The sequence below is a fragment of the Cellulomonas pakistanensis genome (assembly GCF_016862755.1).
GTDB classification, from domain to species: Bacteria; Actinomycetota; Actinomycetes; order Actinomycetales; family Cellulomonadaceae; genus Cellulomonas; species Cellulomonas pakistanensis.
Window position 1 is genome coordinate 53245 of sequence record NZ_BONO01000026.1, and the last position, 15511, is coordinate 68755.

Below are 15511 nucleotides of genomic sequence, written 5' to 3' on the forward strand. Positions count from 1 at the left end.
ACCGGCGACCTACGCTGGACGCGAGGTGCTCCGATGACGTGGTGGCTGATCCTGTGGCTCGTCGCGCCCGCGCTGACGTTCGGCGTGGTCCTCCGGCTGATCCCGGGGACCGAGACGTCGCCGCGGCGCCGGGCCGCGCGCGAGCGGCGGAGGGCGCGCGTCGCCGGGGCGCTCGACCGGGTGGCCGGCCGGGTCCGGCACGGCCGGCACGGCGCCCCGCCGCCCGCTGACCCGTTCGACGCGCTGCACGTGCAGATGCGGCTGGGGATCGTCGCCGACCACCTGCGACGGCTCGAGGACGACCCGCACGCGTGGGCCCGGGCCGAGCGGATCATCGCGAGCCAGCTCGCCTACGACGCGCTGCTCGCGGACGCGTGCCGGCTGGCCGGGGTCGAGGTGCTGCCGCGCGCCAAGGGCGACCCGTGGGAGCGCATGCGCGAGGAGGTCGAGCTGGCGTCGCGCGGCTGGACGTGGTGAGGCGCGCGACCTCCGGGCGCCGCGGCGCCGTCGTGCGCGCGGCCCACGACCGGCCGCCGACCAGCCGCCGACCAGCCGCCGACCCGGGCCGGCTCAGCCCGCGACGACCGTCAGCGTGCTCGACCCGTCGCCGCGCCGCCGCACCTCGATCCGCTCGGCGACGGCCTGCTTGAGCGCCTCGACGTGGGACACGACGCCGACCACGCGGCCGCCCGCGCGCAGCTTCCCGAGCTCGCCGAGCACCGCGTCGAGGGTGTGCGGGTCGAGCGTGCCGAAGCCCTCGTCGATGAACAGCGTGCCGAGCTCGACGCCGCCGGCCTCCGCCGTGACGACGTCCGCCATGCCGAGCGCGAGGCAGAGCGAGACGTAGAAGGTCTCCCCGCCGGACAGGGTGCGCGGGTCGCGCGCGGCGCCGGTGGTGTGGTCGACCACTCGCATCGCCAGGCCGGTGCGCCGGCTGCGGACGTCCTCCCGCTCGTCGCTGCGCTCCAGCTCGTACCGGCCGTCGGACATCTCGCGGAGCCGGTCGTTCGCCGCGGCCACGACGTCCTCGAACCGGCGGACCAGCACGTAGGTCGCGAGCGACAGCGCCCGCGCGTTGTCGGCGTCGGCGCCGCCGGCGAGCCGGGCCATCCGGGTCACGGGACCGGCCGCGGACTCGGCGCTCGCGAGGGCGGCCGCCGACGCGGTGACGTGCTGCGCGGCGTCCAGGGCCCGCGCCGCGCGGTCCCGGACCGAGCCGAGCAGGGCGCCCGCGGCGTCGGCCGCGCCCAGGGCGTCGGCGAGGGCGCGGTCGAGCTCGGCGGCCTCCGCGGCGAGCGCCTGGGGGTCCCCGGCCGCCAGGTCGGCGAGCTCCGGGTCGCGCAGGCCTTCCTCGACGCGCGCGACGGCGGCGCGGTACGCCTCCACGGCACGCTCGGCGGCGGCGACACCGGCGGCCTCGGCGATCGCGGCGCGCGCGTCCCCCTCGTCGCCGAGGTCCTGCTCGGCGAGCACCGCGGCGAGCTCGTCCGCGCGGTCCGCGACGGAGCGGGCCGCTGATGCGCGCCGGTCGAGCGCCTCGCGCACCGCGTCCGCCGCCTCCACGCGCGCCTGCTCCGCGCTCTGCCGGGCGAGCACCGTCGGGTGCCCGGCCCGCAGCTCGGCCACCTCGGCGGCGTCGCGCTCGAGGTCCTCCTCGACCCGCGCGAGCGCGTGCCCGGCGGCGACGTGCTCCTCGCCGAGCGCGGACCGGGTGAGCCGGAGGTCGTCCGTCACGCGGTCGTGCTCGGCGACCTCGGCGCGCAGCCGGTCCCGGGCCGACTCGGCGGTCCGGGCCTCCGCCAGCGCCGCCCGGGCGTCGTCGACCGCCGCCGCGGCGACCGCGTCCTGGTCGGCGCGCAGGCCGCCCGTGCGCTCCCGCAGCGCCGCGCACCGCTCGGTGCGCCCCACGACGAGCGACTCGGCGGCGCGCACGGCGTCCTCGGCGGCCTGCCGCGCGACCTCGGCGGCGGCCACGTCCTCCTCGGCGACGTGCCCCTCGGCCAGCGGGGCGGGGTGCGGGTGCTCGGTGCCGCCGCAGACCGGGCAGGGCTCCCCGGGCGCGAGGCCGGCCGCGAGCTCGCCGGCGAACCCGGCGAGCCGCCCGCGGCGCAGCCGTGACTCCTCCTCGACCGCCACGACGGCGGCCCGGGCAGCGGCGGCGCGGGCCTCGGTCGCCGCTGCCAGCCCCGCCTCCGCGGTGGCGAGGTCGCGGACGGCCGCGAGCACGGCCTCCGCGTCGGCCACGTCGCGCGCGCGGGCGGGTGCGGTGGCCGCCAGCTCGGTCGCGGCGTCGAGGTCGGCCACGAGCGCGGCACGGCCCTCGGGCCGCACGGCGAGGAGGTCGTCGGCCTCCGCCATCGTGCGGGTGCGCTGCGCCTGCACCTCGCGGAGCCGGTCGCGGTCCCGGGCGCGCTGCGGCAGCGTGCGCTCCAGGCCCACGACGCGGGTGAGGGTGGCGACGAGCGCGGCGCTGGCGTCCCGGGCCGCGGCCAGCGCCGCCGGCAGCCCCGCGTCGGCGAGCGCGGCGGCCGGGTCGTCCGGCGCCAGGCCCGCCGGTGCGGCGTCGAGGGCGGCGCGCAGCTCCTTCTCGGCGCCGCCCAGCGCGCCGCGGGCGTCGTCGAGCCCCCGCAGCACGGGGCGCACCACGGCGGCCCGGCGGGCGCGGTCCACGCGGGCGACGTCCTCGGCGTGCCGGTCGGCCGCCTCGGCGAGCCGGGCCCGCTCCTCCTCCAGCGCGGCACGGCGTCGGGCCAGCCGGAGCCGGGTCCCCGCGCCGTCGGCGGCGGCACGGGCGGCGGTTGCGCGCTCGCCCGCGTCGGCAGCGGCCGCGCGCGCGGCCTCCGTCTGCGCGCGCAGCGCGGCCAGCCGGTCGGCGACCAGGGGTGTCAGCGCCGCGGTGTCCTCGGCCGCGGCGGACCGCAGGGCCGCGACGCCCTCCTCGTCGACGGCGGCGGCGCCGGCGAACCGGGAGGCGCACTCCTGCACCTCGGTCCGGGCGTCGGCCACCGCGCGCTGGGCCTCGCGGCGCAGCTCGTCCAGGCGCTGCTGGACGCGCTCGTAGACCTCGGTGCCGAAGATCCGCTGCAGCAGACCGCGGCGCTGCTCGGGGTCGGCGCGCAGGAACGCGGCGAACTCGCCCTGCGGCAGCACCATCGTCTGCACGAACTGGGCGCGGTCGAGCCCGACCACGCGGGTCAGCTCCGCGCCGGCCTCGTCGAGGCGCGTGGACAGCAGCTCGCCCGGCGGGTCCCCGCCGTCGGCCGCGGCCTCGGGGTCCGGGGCGCCTTCCGGGGCGGCGGTCAGCCGCCACAGCTTCACGGTCGCCTGCTGCTTCGCCCTGCCGGTGCCGCGCTTCTTCGCCCGCTCGTAGGCCGGCGTCCGCCGCACCCGGTACACGCCCGAACCGGTCTCGAACACGAGGTCCACGACCGTCTCGGTGTCGTCCGCCGCGAACGCGGAGCGCAGCCGGTCCTCGCTGGCGGACGCCGAGGCGACCTTGCCGTAGAGCGCGAACACGACCGCGTCGATCACCGTGGACTTGCCGGCGCCGGTCGGCCCCTCGAGCAGGAACAGGCCGCCCGCGGACAGCGCGGCGAAGTCGACGGTGTGCCGGCCCGCGAACGGGCCCACCGCCTGGAGGGTCAGGGTGTGCAGCCGCATCAGGCGCTCCGCTCCGCCGCGACGACCTGCTCGTAGGCGCGGCGCAGCACCGCCGCCTCGGCGTCGGTGGGCCGGGCGCCGCTGACGTGCTGGACGAACTCGGCGGCGACCTCCAGCGGGTCGCGCGCCGCGGTCACCTCCGCCACCCGTGGCGCGGCGGCCCGGGCGGGCGGCTGGTGCTGGACGACGAGCGCGTGCGGGAACCGCGCGCGGACCCGGCGGTACAGGTCGGCGGGCCGGTGCGCGTCGGTGGCCGTGACCCGCACCCAGTCGTCGAGGTGCGGCTCGCCGGCGGCGCCGAGCAGGTCCTCGAGCGGGCCGGTGAGGTCGGTGAGCCGCCGCGGCACGGGCGCCGGCACCAGCGTGGTCGCGGGCGCGCCGGACGGGCCGAGGTCGACCAGCACCGAGGACTTGGCGTGCCGGGCCTCGGAGAAGGAGTACGCGAGCGGCGAGCCGGAGTAGCGCAGCACGGTGGGCCCGGTGCCGTCGCCGACGCGCTGCGGCCCGTGCAGGTGGCCGAGCGCGACGTAGTCGACGCCGTCGAACACGGCGGCGGGCGCGTGGTCGACGCCGCCGACCCGGATGTCGCGCTCGGACTCGCTCGCGGCGCCGCCGACGACGAACGCGTGCGCCAGCACCACGGACCGCGGGGCGCCGCGCCCCTGCGCCGCGGCCGCGGCGGAGCGCTCGGCCAGGTCGGCGCGTACGCGGCCCATGGCGGCGCCCAGCACGGCGGCGTGGGACCGCGGCAGCGGGGCGTCGGCGTCGGGGTCGGTCAGCGCGTGCCGCGCGGCGTCGGGGTCCAGGTACGGCAGGCCGTAGACCAGCACGTCGTGCCCGTCGGCCGGCAGCACGACGGGCCGGTGCAGGTCCTCCACCCGGGCGAGCACCCGGACCCGGTCGCGCATGAGGTCCGCGCCGAAGCCGAGCCGGATCGCGGAGTCGTGGTTGCCCGGCGTCACGACCACCGCGGCGTGCTCGGCGATCCGGCGCAGCGCGTCGGAGAGCTGGGCCACCGACTCGACCGGCGGGATGGCGCGGTCGTAGACGTCGCCGGCCACGAGGACCGCGTCGACGCGCTCGTCGCGGACGACCTCGACGAGGTGGTCGAGGAACGCCTGCTGGTGGGCCGTCAGGTCGACGCCGTGCAGGGTGCGGCCCAGGTGCCAGTCGGAGGTGTGCAGGAGCCGCATGGGTCGAAACTAACCGCCACCACCGACATCCCCGCGCACCGCGGGCGTCGCCTGTGGACGACGGGCGTGGCGGGCGCGCGGTCAGGCGATCGCGCGCTCCGGGACGGGCTCGACCTCGAACTCCCCGGCCATGCCGAGCATGTCCAGCTTCTCCAGCACCTGCCGGTGCGGGTCGCGCAGCGTGAGGCGCTGGTCGCCCTCGCCCGCGGCGAGGTGCAGCTGCAGCACGAACGCGAGCCCCGACGAGTCGATGAACGTCACGTCCGTGGCGTCGACGACGATCGGCGCGGTGCTCGCGAGCGCCTGCGCCATGGAGGTGCTGGCCTCGGCCCGCAGCGCGGCGTCGACCTCGCCCTGCAGCCGGACCACCGTGCGCCCGTGCGCGGTGGTCACCTCGATCCCCCCGACGGGGTCCGGGTCCTCGGTCAGGTTCATGTCCTCGTCTTCTCCAAGTCTGCGTGGGGCCGCCCGATCATGGCCCCCGTGCGGCGCGTCCGCATGCCGAGCGCGTCCGGCCGGGGCCGGTCGCGGGCGGCGCGACCAGCACGTGCTCCGTCGGTGACAACGCGCCCGCCGGCCGCTTCGTTCCCCGTCCGCCGGACGGGTTCTTGACCAGACCTTGACCGACCGGTCGGGATCACCGCGGAGCCGGGGTAGCCCCGTCGGCGCACGGCGGGCCGGTCAGGCCGCGTCGTCCGGCATCGGCTCCGTCACGTCGGCGACCGTCGCCCCGAGCACGCGGACCAGGTCGTCACCGTCGACGGTCGCGCCGACCCCGTGCCCGCCGCCCCCGATGGACGCCGGCCGGCCGGGGACGCGCTCGTCCGCCACGACCGGCCACGCGCGCAGCGAGCCGAACGGCGTGATCGTGCCGCGCTCGTAGCCCGTCACCTCCTTGGCGGTCGCCGCGTCCGGCATCGACATCCGGCTGACGCCGAGCAGGGCGCGCAGCTTCGGCCACGAGATGGTCCGGTCGCCCGGCACGAGGACGAACAGGTAGTCGTCCTCGCCGCGCCGCACCACGAGCGTCTTCACGATGCCCGCCGGGTCGACGCCGCGCGCCGCCGCTGCCTCGGCCAGGGAGCCGACCCGGCCGTGCCGGACGATCGTGTGCGGGATGCCCGCGTCCGCGAGCGCCTGCGCCGCGCGCTGCTCGCCGTCGCCGACCGGGGACCCGTCCGTGCTGCTCATGGCCGCCACCCTACGAGCCGCCTACGACACGAGCGCGCCGTCCACGACCTCGGCCGTCGTCCCGTGCCAGGTGCGGCGGAGCCAGCGGTCGTGCGACGCGACCACGACCGCCCCGGGCGCGGTCCGCAGCGCCTCCGCCAGCTCGTCCGCGAGCGCCAGCGAGATGTGGTTGGTCGGCTCGTCCAGCAGCAGCACGTCCGGGGTCTGCGCGACGAGCAGCGCCAGGACGACCCGCCGCCGCTGCCCGACCGAGAGCGCGCGCAGCGGGCGGTCGAGGTCCCGCGGGGCGACGAGACCCAGCTCGACGAGCGGCGCCGCGTCGGGCACCCGCTCGGCGACCAGGTCGTACACCGCGCGAGGCGTCCGGTCGTCCGCCGCCAGGCCGACGTCCTGCTCCAGCAGCGCCACCGTCGCGCCGCGCGCCCGCCAGGCCGTGCCGGCCGCGGGCTCGAGGTCGCCCGCGAGCAGGTGCAGCAGGGTCGACTTGCCGGACCCGTTCGGCCCGGTGACCAGCAGGGCGGTGTCGGCGTGCACGTCGAGCGCCGGCACGCGCAGCCGGCCCGGGACGACCGCGTCGCGGACCGAGACGAGCGTCCCGTCCTGCCCGGTCGACCCGGTCACCGCCGCGGCGAACCGCAGCTCCCGCGGCGGCCGGCGCACCTGCTCCCGCTCGAGGTCGTCGAGCCGGCGGCGGGCGTTGCGCACCCGCCGGCCGACCTGCTGCTGCACGAAGTCGCCGTGCCGCCCGTAGGACATCGTGTTCTTGTCCTTCATCGCCCGGCCGTGCACCACCTGGCGCGCGGCGCCGTCCGGGGCCACCGACGCCCGGAGCGCCGCGAGCTCGTCCCGCTCGGCCAGCCACCGCTGCTCCCAGGCGGCCCGCGCGACGCGCTTGGCCTCCCGGTAGTCGGTGTAGCTGCCGCCCACCACGCGCGGCCCGTCCAGGCCGGGGTCGAGGTCGAGGATCTCGGTCACCACCTCGTCGAGGAACACCCGGTCGTGGCTGGCCAGCACGACGGCGCCGGGCAGCTCGGCCAGCGCGCCGGCGAGGAAGTCGGCGGCCTCGTCGTCCAGGTGGTTGGTCGGCTCGTCCAGGAGCACGGCGCGTGGCCGGCGCACGAGCACCGCGGCGAGCGCCAGCCGCGACCGTTGGCCGCCGGACAGCGTGCCGGCGGCGCGCCCCGGGTCGACCCCGCCGAGACCGAGGCCGGCCAGCACCCGCTGCGCCCGCGCATCGGCGTCCCACACCCCGGCCGCCTCCGCCCGGGCCAGCGCGAGGTCGTAGCGGGCAGCGGCGTCCGGGTCGTCGCCCGCGAGCGCCGTGGCGGCGGCCTCCAGCTCCGCGGCCACCGCACGGACCTCGGCCAGCGCCTCGCCGACCACCTCGTCGACGGTGGCGTCCGGCCCGAACGGCGGCTCCTGCGCCAGGAACGCCAGGTCGGCGGGCCGGTGGACATCGCCGCCGTCCGGCTCCTCCACGCCGGCGAGCAGCCGGAGCAGCGTGGACTTGCCGACGCCGTTCTCCCCGACCAGGCCGAGCCGGTGCCCGGGGTCGACGGCGAGGGACAGGTCGGTCAGGACCCGGCGGTCGCCGTAGGCGCGGGACAGGCCCACGGCGCGCAGGACTGGGCCGTCGGGGATGCGGACGCGCAGGTCCGCGGGGGTGCCGGGTACCGGCATGCAGATCACCACCAGCGGCGCCGGCCGCCGCGACGCAGGTCAGCGGGGTCCGGCGCGAGTCGGGAACGGGACTCGGGGCGGGTCAGATCCACATGCTGACGACCGTACGTCCGCGTGCCGGACGGGTCGAGCGAATATCCGCGCACCGCCGGTGGCGCGTCCCGGTGCCGGGTGCGCCGCGACGCCGGTGATCAGTCCACCGATCTGCTGCCGCGACCGGCGCCGGGCCGGCGCACCCGCGTCCCGCCGGGGGGTTGACCCTCACCCGAACGGGTGACCTACTGGCCCGACGAGGCGACGGCCGCCCGCAGGACGCACGGGCGACCCGCGATCCAGGGGGTTCGACGATGCACCCACGTACCCGGCGCGCAGGCGCGCCCGCGGTCCTCGCGGCACTGGCCCTGACCCTTCCCGTCGGCGCCGCGAGCGCGGCCACCGACGACGACCCCGCGGTGGAGACCGCGGTCACCGAGGCCCTGCAGGAGGGTCGGTCGTTCCCGTCCGACTTCTGGTGGGACGAGTCACCCGACGACACGGCGCGGGCGCGAGCGATCCTCCGGCAGATGACCCTCGACGAGAAGGTCAACATGATGCACGGGGAGCTCAACAACTTCTTCGGCTTCTACAACGGGCCCATCGAACGGCTCGGCATCCCGGCGCTGACCATGGCCGACGGGCCGGCCGGCGTCCGGATCGCGAACCCGAACGTGAACGACAAGCTCTCCACCCAGCTGCCGTCGCCGCTCGCGCTCGCCGCGACCTGGGACGAGGAGCTCGCGGAGGAGTACGGCCGGCTGGCCGGGGACGAGGCGTTCCGGACCGGGCACAACGTGCTGCTGTCCCCCGCCGTCGACATCGCACGGATCGGCCAGGCCGGACGTGCGTTCGAGGGGTTCGGCGAGGACCCGCTGCTGTCCGGGGTGCTGGGCGCGGCCGAGGTCCGCGGCATCCAGTCGAACCCGGTGATCGCCGACCTGAAGCACTACAACGTCTACACGCAGGAGCAGAACCGGCTGATCGGCGGGAACGTCGTGATCGACGAGCGCACCCTGCAGGAGATCTACACCCGTCCGTTCGACATCGGGGTCCGTGACGGTCGGCCGGGCTCGGCCATGTGCTCGTTCAACGCCGTCAACGGCACGCCCGCGTGCTCGAACGACGAGCTGCTCAACCGGATCCTCAAGCAGCAGCTCGACTTCCAGGGCTGGGTGATGAGCGACTACGGCGCCACACCGAACACCGTCCCGGCGGTCCTCGCCGGTCTGGACCAGGAGATGCCCGGCAACTTCACGCCCGAGCAGGGCCCGGGCACCTGCAACTTCTGCGGCCCGCTCCTCGACGCCGTGCGCGCCGGGCAGGTCCCGGTCTCCCGGATCGACGACGCCGTCCTGCGCATCCTGCGGCCGATGGTCGCGCTCGGCCTGTTCGACAACCCGCCGAGCGTGCAGCCGCTGCCCGAGGAGGCGAACTCCGCGACCGCGCGGGCGCTGTCCGAGCGGGCCAGCGTGCTGCTCAAGAACGACGCGGGCGCGCTGCCGCTCGGGGCGAACGTCGGGTCGATCGCCGTCATCGGCGCCGACGCGGACGTCGTCGTCCAGGGCGGCGGCTCGTCGCTGGTGAACCCGACGCGGACCATCAGCCCGCTGCAGGGGATCCAGGACCGCGTCGGTGCCGGGGTCACGGTCACCCACACCGCGGGCGGCGACCCGGTCACGTCCGCCACGCTGCTCCAGGGACCGGACGCGATCCCGTCCGACTTCCTCACCTCGGCGCTCGGCGACGGCGCCGGCGTGCGCGTCGAGTACTTCGACTCGTCCGACCTGTCCGGCACCCCCGCGGTCGACCGCACCGAGCCGTACGTCGGCATCAACGGCGGGTTCTACCTGTTCGAGGGGCTGAACTCGCAGTCGCCGCACTTCCCGCTGCAGACCAACGAGCACACCGCGTCGATCCGGTGGACCGGCACGCTCACCGCCCCGGTCACCGGGACGTACGAGCTCGCCGTCACGACGAACGGCACGAGCACCGTCTACCTGGACGACCAGCCCGTGCTCACCACCGGCCCGTCCGGGGACCCCGCGGTCGTCACCACCGCGCCGGTCGACCTCGTCGCCGGCCAGACCTACGCCCTGCGCGCGGAGTACACCAACGACTCCCCGGGTGGCACGGACGCCGGGGCCGCGTTCCGGCTCGGCTGGACCCCGCCGGAGCCCGTCGTCACCCCGCAGGCCCAGGCGGCCGCGCAGGCGGCCCGGTCCGCTCAGGCGGCCGTGGTCGTGGTCCGGGACTACTCCTCCGAGGGCGGCGACAAGCCCAGCCTCGACCTGCCGAACGGGCAGGCGGAGCTGATCCGCCAGGTCGCCGCCGCCAACCTCCGCACGATCGTCGTGCTCGAGGTCGGCGGAGCGGTGCAGACGTCCGACTGGGACGCGGGCGTGGGCGCCGTGCTGCACAACTGGTTCGGCGGTCAGGAGCAGGGCGCCGCGATCGCGGGCATCCTGTTCGGCGACGTCAACCCGTCCGGGAGGCTGCCCATCACCATCCCGGTCGACGAGGCCTCGACCCCGGTCAGCGACCCGTCGCAGTACCCCGGCGACGGGTTCGACCAGCAGTTCAGCGAGGGCATCTTCGTCGGCTACCGCGGGTTCGCCGAGCGGGGCATCACCCCGCAGTACGCGTTCGGGCACGGCCTGTCGTACACGACGTACGAGTACAGCCGGCTGCGCACCGCGGCCGTCGCCGGCGAGGACGGCGGCACGCAGCTGCAGGCGACGGTCGACGTGACGAACACGGGGACCGTCGCGGGCACCGAGACCGTCCAGGTCTACGTCGGGAACCTGCCGACCCGCCGGGTCAGCAGCGCACCGGTGTCCCTGGCCGGCTTCGAGACGGTCACCCTCGCCCCCGGCGAGCGGCAGCGGGTGACCGTGACGCTCAGCCCGGAGTCGCTGTCCTACTGGGACGTCGACCTCGACGAGTGGCGCACCCCGACGGGCCGGATCCCGGTCCTGGTGGGCGCGGCGTCGGACGACATCCGGCTCCGCGGCAGCATGGCGATCTCGGACGCGCTCGTGCGCTGAGGTCGCGGGCCGGGCCGGGCCGCTCGCCGACCGGTCAGCCTGACGCCGAGGTGGTTCGTCCCGCCCGAGGTGGCGCGCTCCGGAGTGCTCCTTCGGGTGGGACGGACCGCCTCGGCGTCGTCATGCCCACGGGTGACACCTACCCAGGGCTGACGCACGGCCTCGCCGGTTGGGTCGGGCTCCTAGCGTCGGGCCGAGGACCGCGGTCGCGGTCCCGTGCGACGACGCTGGAGCCGACCCGTGCCCGCAGGCCTCGACCCCCCGATCGTCCCGTGGCGCCCGCCCCGCGGGACCGGTCCGGTCCGCACGGCCCGGACGCGCGGCCGGGCGTACCGGCGACGGTGGGTGCGCGCCCTCTCCGCCGCGGTCGCCGGCACGGTGGTGGTCGGCGGGTTCGTCCAGTACCGGCACGCCGAGGACGCGCGCACCCGCGCGCAGATCGAGACGATCGGGAACGCGCTGGTGCGCGGCGACGTGGGAACCGCCACCCGTGCGAAACCGGGATCGGGGCGGCTCTCGTCGCAGTACTTCCACGGCCTGTGGGCCACCCGCGAGCTGGCAGGCTCCCCTGAGGACTCGGTCGCCGACCTCCGCGCGGGCACCGACGCGGCCTCCGTGAAACCGCCGACCTGCCTCATCCCGACCGAACAGAACCACGGCATCCTCCGCACCGTCGACCACACGGTGCTCGACGCCGCGTACGTCTGCGAGGTGAGCCGCGGCAGGCAGCACTTCGGACGGGTGGTCATCCGGCAGCTCGACGACGGACTGGTGGAGGTGACGTTCGCGCTCGGACCACACTCGCTGACCCGCCGGATCCTGCACCACTTCCGGGACGCGGACGTCACCATCGACGACCGCGGCGTGACGTACCTGTCCTGACGTGAGGGGTGCCTCCGCGCGACGGCTCCGACACACCTGGTCTCCGTCACCTTGGAGCGGGCAAGGTCCTTCTCGAGATCGACGGGGGCGACTCCCGGCGGGCGGGTCGCCGTCCACCTACGCAGCGCCCACGGACGCGCCACCTGGACGCGTGACGTCCCTAACGTCGTGCGGGCGGGGCCGACGACGCCCGTCCGCAGCGCCCCGGGAGGTGTCATGCCGAACCGTCCAGGGAGTCCGCCTCCCCGCACGCGGCGGTGGTGGCCGTCGTCGAGGCGCGGGCGTCGCCTCGCAGTGTGCGGCGTCCTCACCGTGTCCATCGCTGGGTGGCAGGTCGTCGCCCGGGCCGAGCGCGAGCGGACCGACACGCAGGTCCTGACGCTGCGCGCCGCCGTGCTCGGCGAGGACGCGACCGACGTCCAGAGGCGCTCAGGCCCCGACAAGGGCGGGTGGCTCGGCCACTACACGAACGGCATGTGGGGCCAGGCACGCGTCGGGCGGACCGCCGAGGACGTGCTGCGTGACCTCGCCACCGGGGCCGACTCCGCGGGCGTGGACGAGCCGGAGTGCATCGCGCCGGATCATCCTCCTGAGGACGTCCTGGACTTTCTGTCTGCGGTGTACGTGTGCGACATCACGCGCAACGGATGGTCCTTCGGCTCGGTCGAAGTGACCCCGATGTGGGTCGAGCCCGGCAAGGACCCGCAGACGGCGGTCGTCTACGGCTTCGGTCCCGACGCCGGTGGCAGGCTGCACAAGTACCGCGGCTGAGCCGGCGCAGCGAACCTGCGGACGAACAAGAGGTACCACCTACACGGCGCCGGCACCGACACCACTCACCCGCCGAGCACTTCTAGCGTGCCGCGGACGGGATCGCTTCCGCGGTCCCTCCCGCAACGCCGCAGGAGGCACGCGTGTCCCGTCGTCCGACCATTCTCGCGGCAGCGGCCCTGGGTTGCGTGGTTGCCGCCGGCGGCGTCTCACCTGCCGTCGCCGCACCGAGCGACTCACCGAGCATGACCGTCACCTTCCCGGAGAGCGGTGCCCGCGTCTCAGGGGGGGACGTCGCGTTCCGCGGGTTGGTATCGGATCGGAGGACCACCACGCCGGACGAGCAGGAGACGCGCATCCAGTACGTCGTGGACGTGTCCGGTTCCACCGCGTCCCCGCTGCAGGACTGCAACGGGGACGGCGTCCGCGACGCGCTCGACGACTTCAACGGCGACGGCCGGCACGGGGACGTGCTCGACTGCGAGATCTCGGCGGTGGTCGCCCTGAACGCCGGGCTGCGGGGCGTTCCGGGGTCGGCCACGCACCTGCGGGTCGGTCTGACAGCCTTCGGCACCTCCGCGGCGGCGGCGCAGATGGACAAGGAGGACGAGTCCGCCCGGTTCATCCCACCCGGGCAGACCGGCGAGGGCAAGGACGTCATCCCGGACCTCAACGTCGTGGCCAGCTCGTTGCGGCAAGGCCTCCTCGGCCAGTACGCGCGCAAGGTCGTCGGGGAGTCGACCAATTTCGACGCCGCTCTGACCACCGCGCTCAGCACCCTCGAGCAGCACGCGGGTCCTCGGTGGATCTTCTTCCTGTCGGATGGGCAGGCGTCGGTCAGCCAGGCCACGCTCAACCGGGTCGACGCCTCCGGCGTCAACGTGCGGACCTTCGCCGTCGGCAACGACGTGGGGAGCGCACCGTGCGCCGCGAACGCCCCGCTCGGGAGGATCGCGGCGGCAGGCGGCGACAGCTGCATCCGCGTGGTCGACCCTTCGGACCTCACAGCCTCGGTCGTCGACTCCCAGCCGCAGTGGCTGGACTCGGTCATGGTGGATGTCGACGGTCGAACTGCCCAGGCCGACATCGACCCGGTCGGCGGCTGGTCAGCGACGGTGCCGGGGCTGCCGACCGGCAGCCACACGGCCGTCGTCACCGCGACCCTCAGCGACGGCCGTACGTTGACGACAGCCGTGCCGTTCCGGGTCGCCACCCACATCTCCTACACCGCGCTCGGTGACTCGTACGCGTCCGGCGAAGGTGTCTCGCCGTACCTGTACGGCAGTCAGGAGGACCAGCTCTGCCACCGGTCGCGAGCCGGTTGGCCCACGCTCGTCTCCGTCGGCGGCGATCCGGCACCACTGTCGTTGCGGGACGACGCCGTGTTCCGGTTCGTCGCCTGCTCGGGAGCCCGGATCGTCAACCTCGACACCACGCCGCAGGACAAGAAGGTGGGTTTCCTCTGGCTCAAGGACGAGTACGACATCCCGTTGCAGCTCGACCAGCTGAACCCCGACGCCGACCTGGTGACGCTGAGCATCGGTGGGAACGACCTCGGTTTCGCTCCCGTCGTGACGCACTGCATCACCAGGTTCGCCTGCCAGAGCCAGGCGTTCATCGACATCCCCTCGGGTCCGGTGACCTTGGACGACTGGATGACCATCCGACTTGCGCTCGTCGGCAACGAGCTGACCGGCGCCTACCAGGCGGTGCGCGACCGGGTCAGCGACGACACCAGGATCGTCGCCACCACGTACCCGAGGCTCGTCTCGGGCGGCCCCGAGGCCTTCGGGAACCTGCTGTGCTGGCCTCCGGTGCTGTCGCACGCTGAACGGCAGTGGATCCGCGATCGGGTGGACACCTTCGCCGCGATTGTGACGGACCGAGCGCGGCGACCCGGAGCAGGCCTGCAGGTCGTCGACGTCCGGGACGACTTCGAGGACCGGAACGTCTGCGACGGGGACGCGCACCTCCTGGGGCCGACCGTCCTCCGGCTCGACGACCTTGAGTTCAGCCCCATCAGCGCAGCGAGCTTCCATCCGACCGAGCGGGGCGCCCGTCTCTACGCAGCCGCGGTGAACGACGCGCTCCGGCACACGTTCGTCGACGAGGCCATCCCGGGTCAGCCCGGGCGTTCGGCCGACGCGGCTCAGGCAGCCCACGACGTCACGCCGACCCGTGCGGTCATGGCACGTCCCGCCACCTCCGCAGCCGTCCTCCCCGCGGCCCTGGACCCGTCGGACGCCGCGATCGTCACAGATCCTGACTCCGTGCTCGCCGAGTATCCGCCGGACGTCGTGGATGCCGTCGGCTCCACCACGTTCGCGGACGTGTTCCTCGGCAACGGCGCGGCGATCGACGGCCACCCCGCGTGCGACGACGTCGTGGAGAGCGAGATCGTCCCGCTCCTGGCGCACGGCCTTGCTCCCGGCAGCGAGGTGACCGCCGAGACGGCCACGATGGGCGCCGACGGCACGGAATTGGGGCGGACGTCTACCACGCACCGCGTCGATGACGACGGGACGCTCCGGTCGACCTTCGTCGCGCCGGCGGTCGGTGCGGAGGGACTGCTCACGGTCAGCGTGCGAGGGATCGGCGCAGGGGGAGGCCCGGCGGTCGGGACCGCCCTCGCGACGACCTCGGTGGACGCCGGGTGCCGCGCGAAGGTGGCGGACGCGGGCAGGCTCGCTCCGCCGGAGACCGGCACGCGCCCGTCGCCCGGCGGGGTCGACCCCGACCCAGGCGGCGCCGCGTCCGCCGGCACCGCGGAGACCGCCCCGGACGCGGCCTCGGCCTCGCCCGGGGCGCCGCTGTCCTCGACGGGCGCCACCATCGCCTGGGCCGCGGCCGCCGCGGTGCTGCTGCTGGTCGGCGGGGCGACGACCCGGGTCCTGGTCCGGTGGCGGTCGGGCAGCGCACCCGAGACAGGTGCCTGACCAGCGTGGCCGCCTCGGACCCAGGCCCGAGGCGGCGGGTGCGGCTACGCGCCTGGCTCCTGGCCCGGTACGCGCACCCGCCGTTCACGCGCCGGCAGCGCCGGTGGCTGCGGCTGGG

10 protein-coding genes are annotated in these 15511 nt (G+C 75.8%); 5 read left to right on the top strand and 5 right to left on the bottom strand.

Annotation, left to right across the window (positions count from 1 at the left end):
- The first annotated feature begins 33 nt into the window (after window positions 1-33).
- Entirely contained in the window at window positions 34-477 is a 444-nt protein-coding gene (locus tag Cpa01nite_RS15475; protein ID WP_203669643.1) for a hypothetical protein, read from the top strand.
- Between the two features lie 93 nt (window positions 478-570).
- Here Cpa01nite_RS15475 and Cpa01nite_RS15480 read toward each other — a convergent pair whose 3' ends face one another.
- From Cpa01nite_RS15480 to Cpa01nite_RS15500, 5 genes are all read right to left on the bottom strand, one after another.
- Window positions 571-3660 (bottom strand): AAA family ATPase, encoded by a 3090-nt coding sequence (locus tag Cpa01nite_RS15480; protein ID WP_203669644.1) that lies wholly within the window; start codon window positions 3658-3660, stop codon window positions 571-573.
- The gene (locus Cpa01nite_RS15485; protein ID WP_203669645.1) at window positions 3660-4853 is read right to left on the bottom strand and encodes an exonuclease SbcCD subunit D; all 1194 of its coding nucleotides are present in this window, start codon (window positions 4851-4853) and stop codon (window positions 3660-3662) included. The genes Cpa01nite_RS15480 and Cpa01nite_RS15485 overlap by 1 nt, the downstream gene beginning before the upstream one ends.
- A gap of 81 nt (window positions 4854-4934) precedes the next feature.
- On the bottom strand, window positions 4935-5288 hold the full coding sequence (locus Cpa01nite_RS15490) for an STAS domain-containing protein (RefSeq protein ID WP_203669646.1): 354 nt from the start codon (window positions 5286-5288) through the stop codon (window positions 4935-4937).
- A gap of 246 nt (window positions 5289-5534) precedes the next feature.
- Window positions 5535-6044: an aminoacyl-tRNA deacylase gene (locus Cpa01nite_RS15495; protein WP_203669647.1), complete on the bottom strand. Its 510-nt coding sequence runs from the start codon at window positions 6042-6044 to the stop codon at window positions 5535-5537.
- 21 nt (window positions 6045-6065) lie between these two features.
- The gene (locus tag Cpa01nite_RS15500) at window positions 6066-7724 is read right to left on the bottom strand and encodes an ABC-F family ATP-binding cassette domain-containing protein (protein WP_203669648.1); all 1659 of its coding nucleotides are present in this window, start codon (window positions 7722-7724) and stop codon (window positions 6066-6068) included.
- Between the two features lie 347 nt (window positions 7725-8071).
- Here Cpa01nite_RS15500 and Cpa01nite_RS15505 point away from each other — a divergent pair, with 347 nt between their 5' ends.
- The 4 genes from Cpa01nite_RS15505 to Cpa01nite_RS15520 all read left to right on the top strand — a co-directional run bounded on the left by Cpa01nite_RS15505 (window position 8072) and on the right by Cpa01nite_RS15520 (window position 15393).
- Complete coding sequence (locus Cpa01nite_RS15505; protein WP_203669649.1) at window positions 8072-10804, top strand: beta-glucosidase family protein; 2733 nt, start codon at window positions 8072-8074, stop codon at window positions 10802-10804.
- 345 nt (window positions 10805-11149) lie between these two features.
- Window positions 11150-11686: a hypothetical protein gene (locus tag Cpa01nite_RS15510; RefSeq protein WP_203669650.1), complete on the top strand. Its 537-nt coding sequence runs from the start codon at window positions 11150-11152 to the stop codon at window positions 11684-11686.
- A gap of 312 nt (window positions 11687-11998) precedes the next feature.
- Entirely contained in the window at window positions 11999-12457 is a 459-nt protein-coding gene (locus tag Cpa01nite_RS15515; protein ID WP_203669651.1) for a hypothetical protein, read from the top strand.
- Window positions 12458-12702: 245 nt separating this feature from the next.
- Entirely contained in the window at window positions 12703-15393 is a 2691-nt protein-coding gene (locus Cpa01nite_RS15520) for a GDSL-type esterase/lipase family protein (RefSeq protein WP_203669652.1), read from the top strand.
- The last annotated feature ends 118 nt before the right edge of the window (window positions 15394-15511 follow it).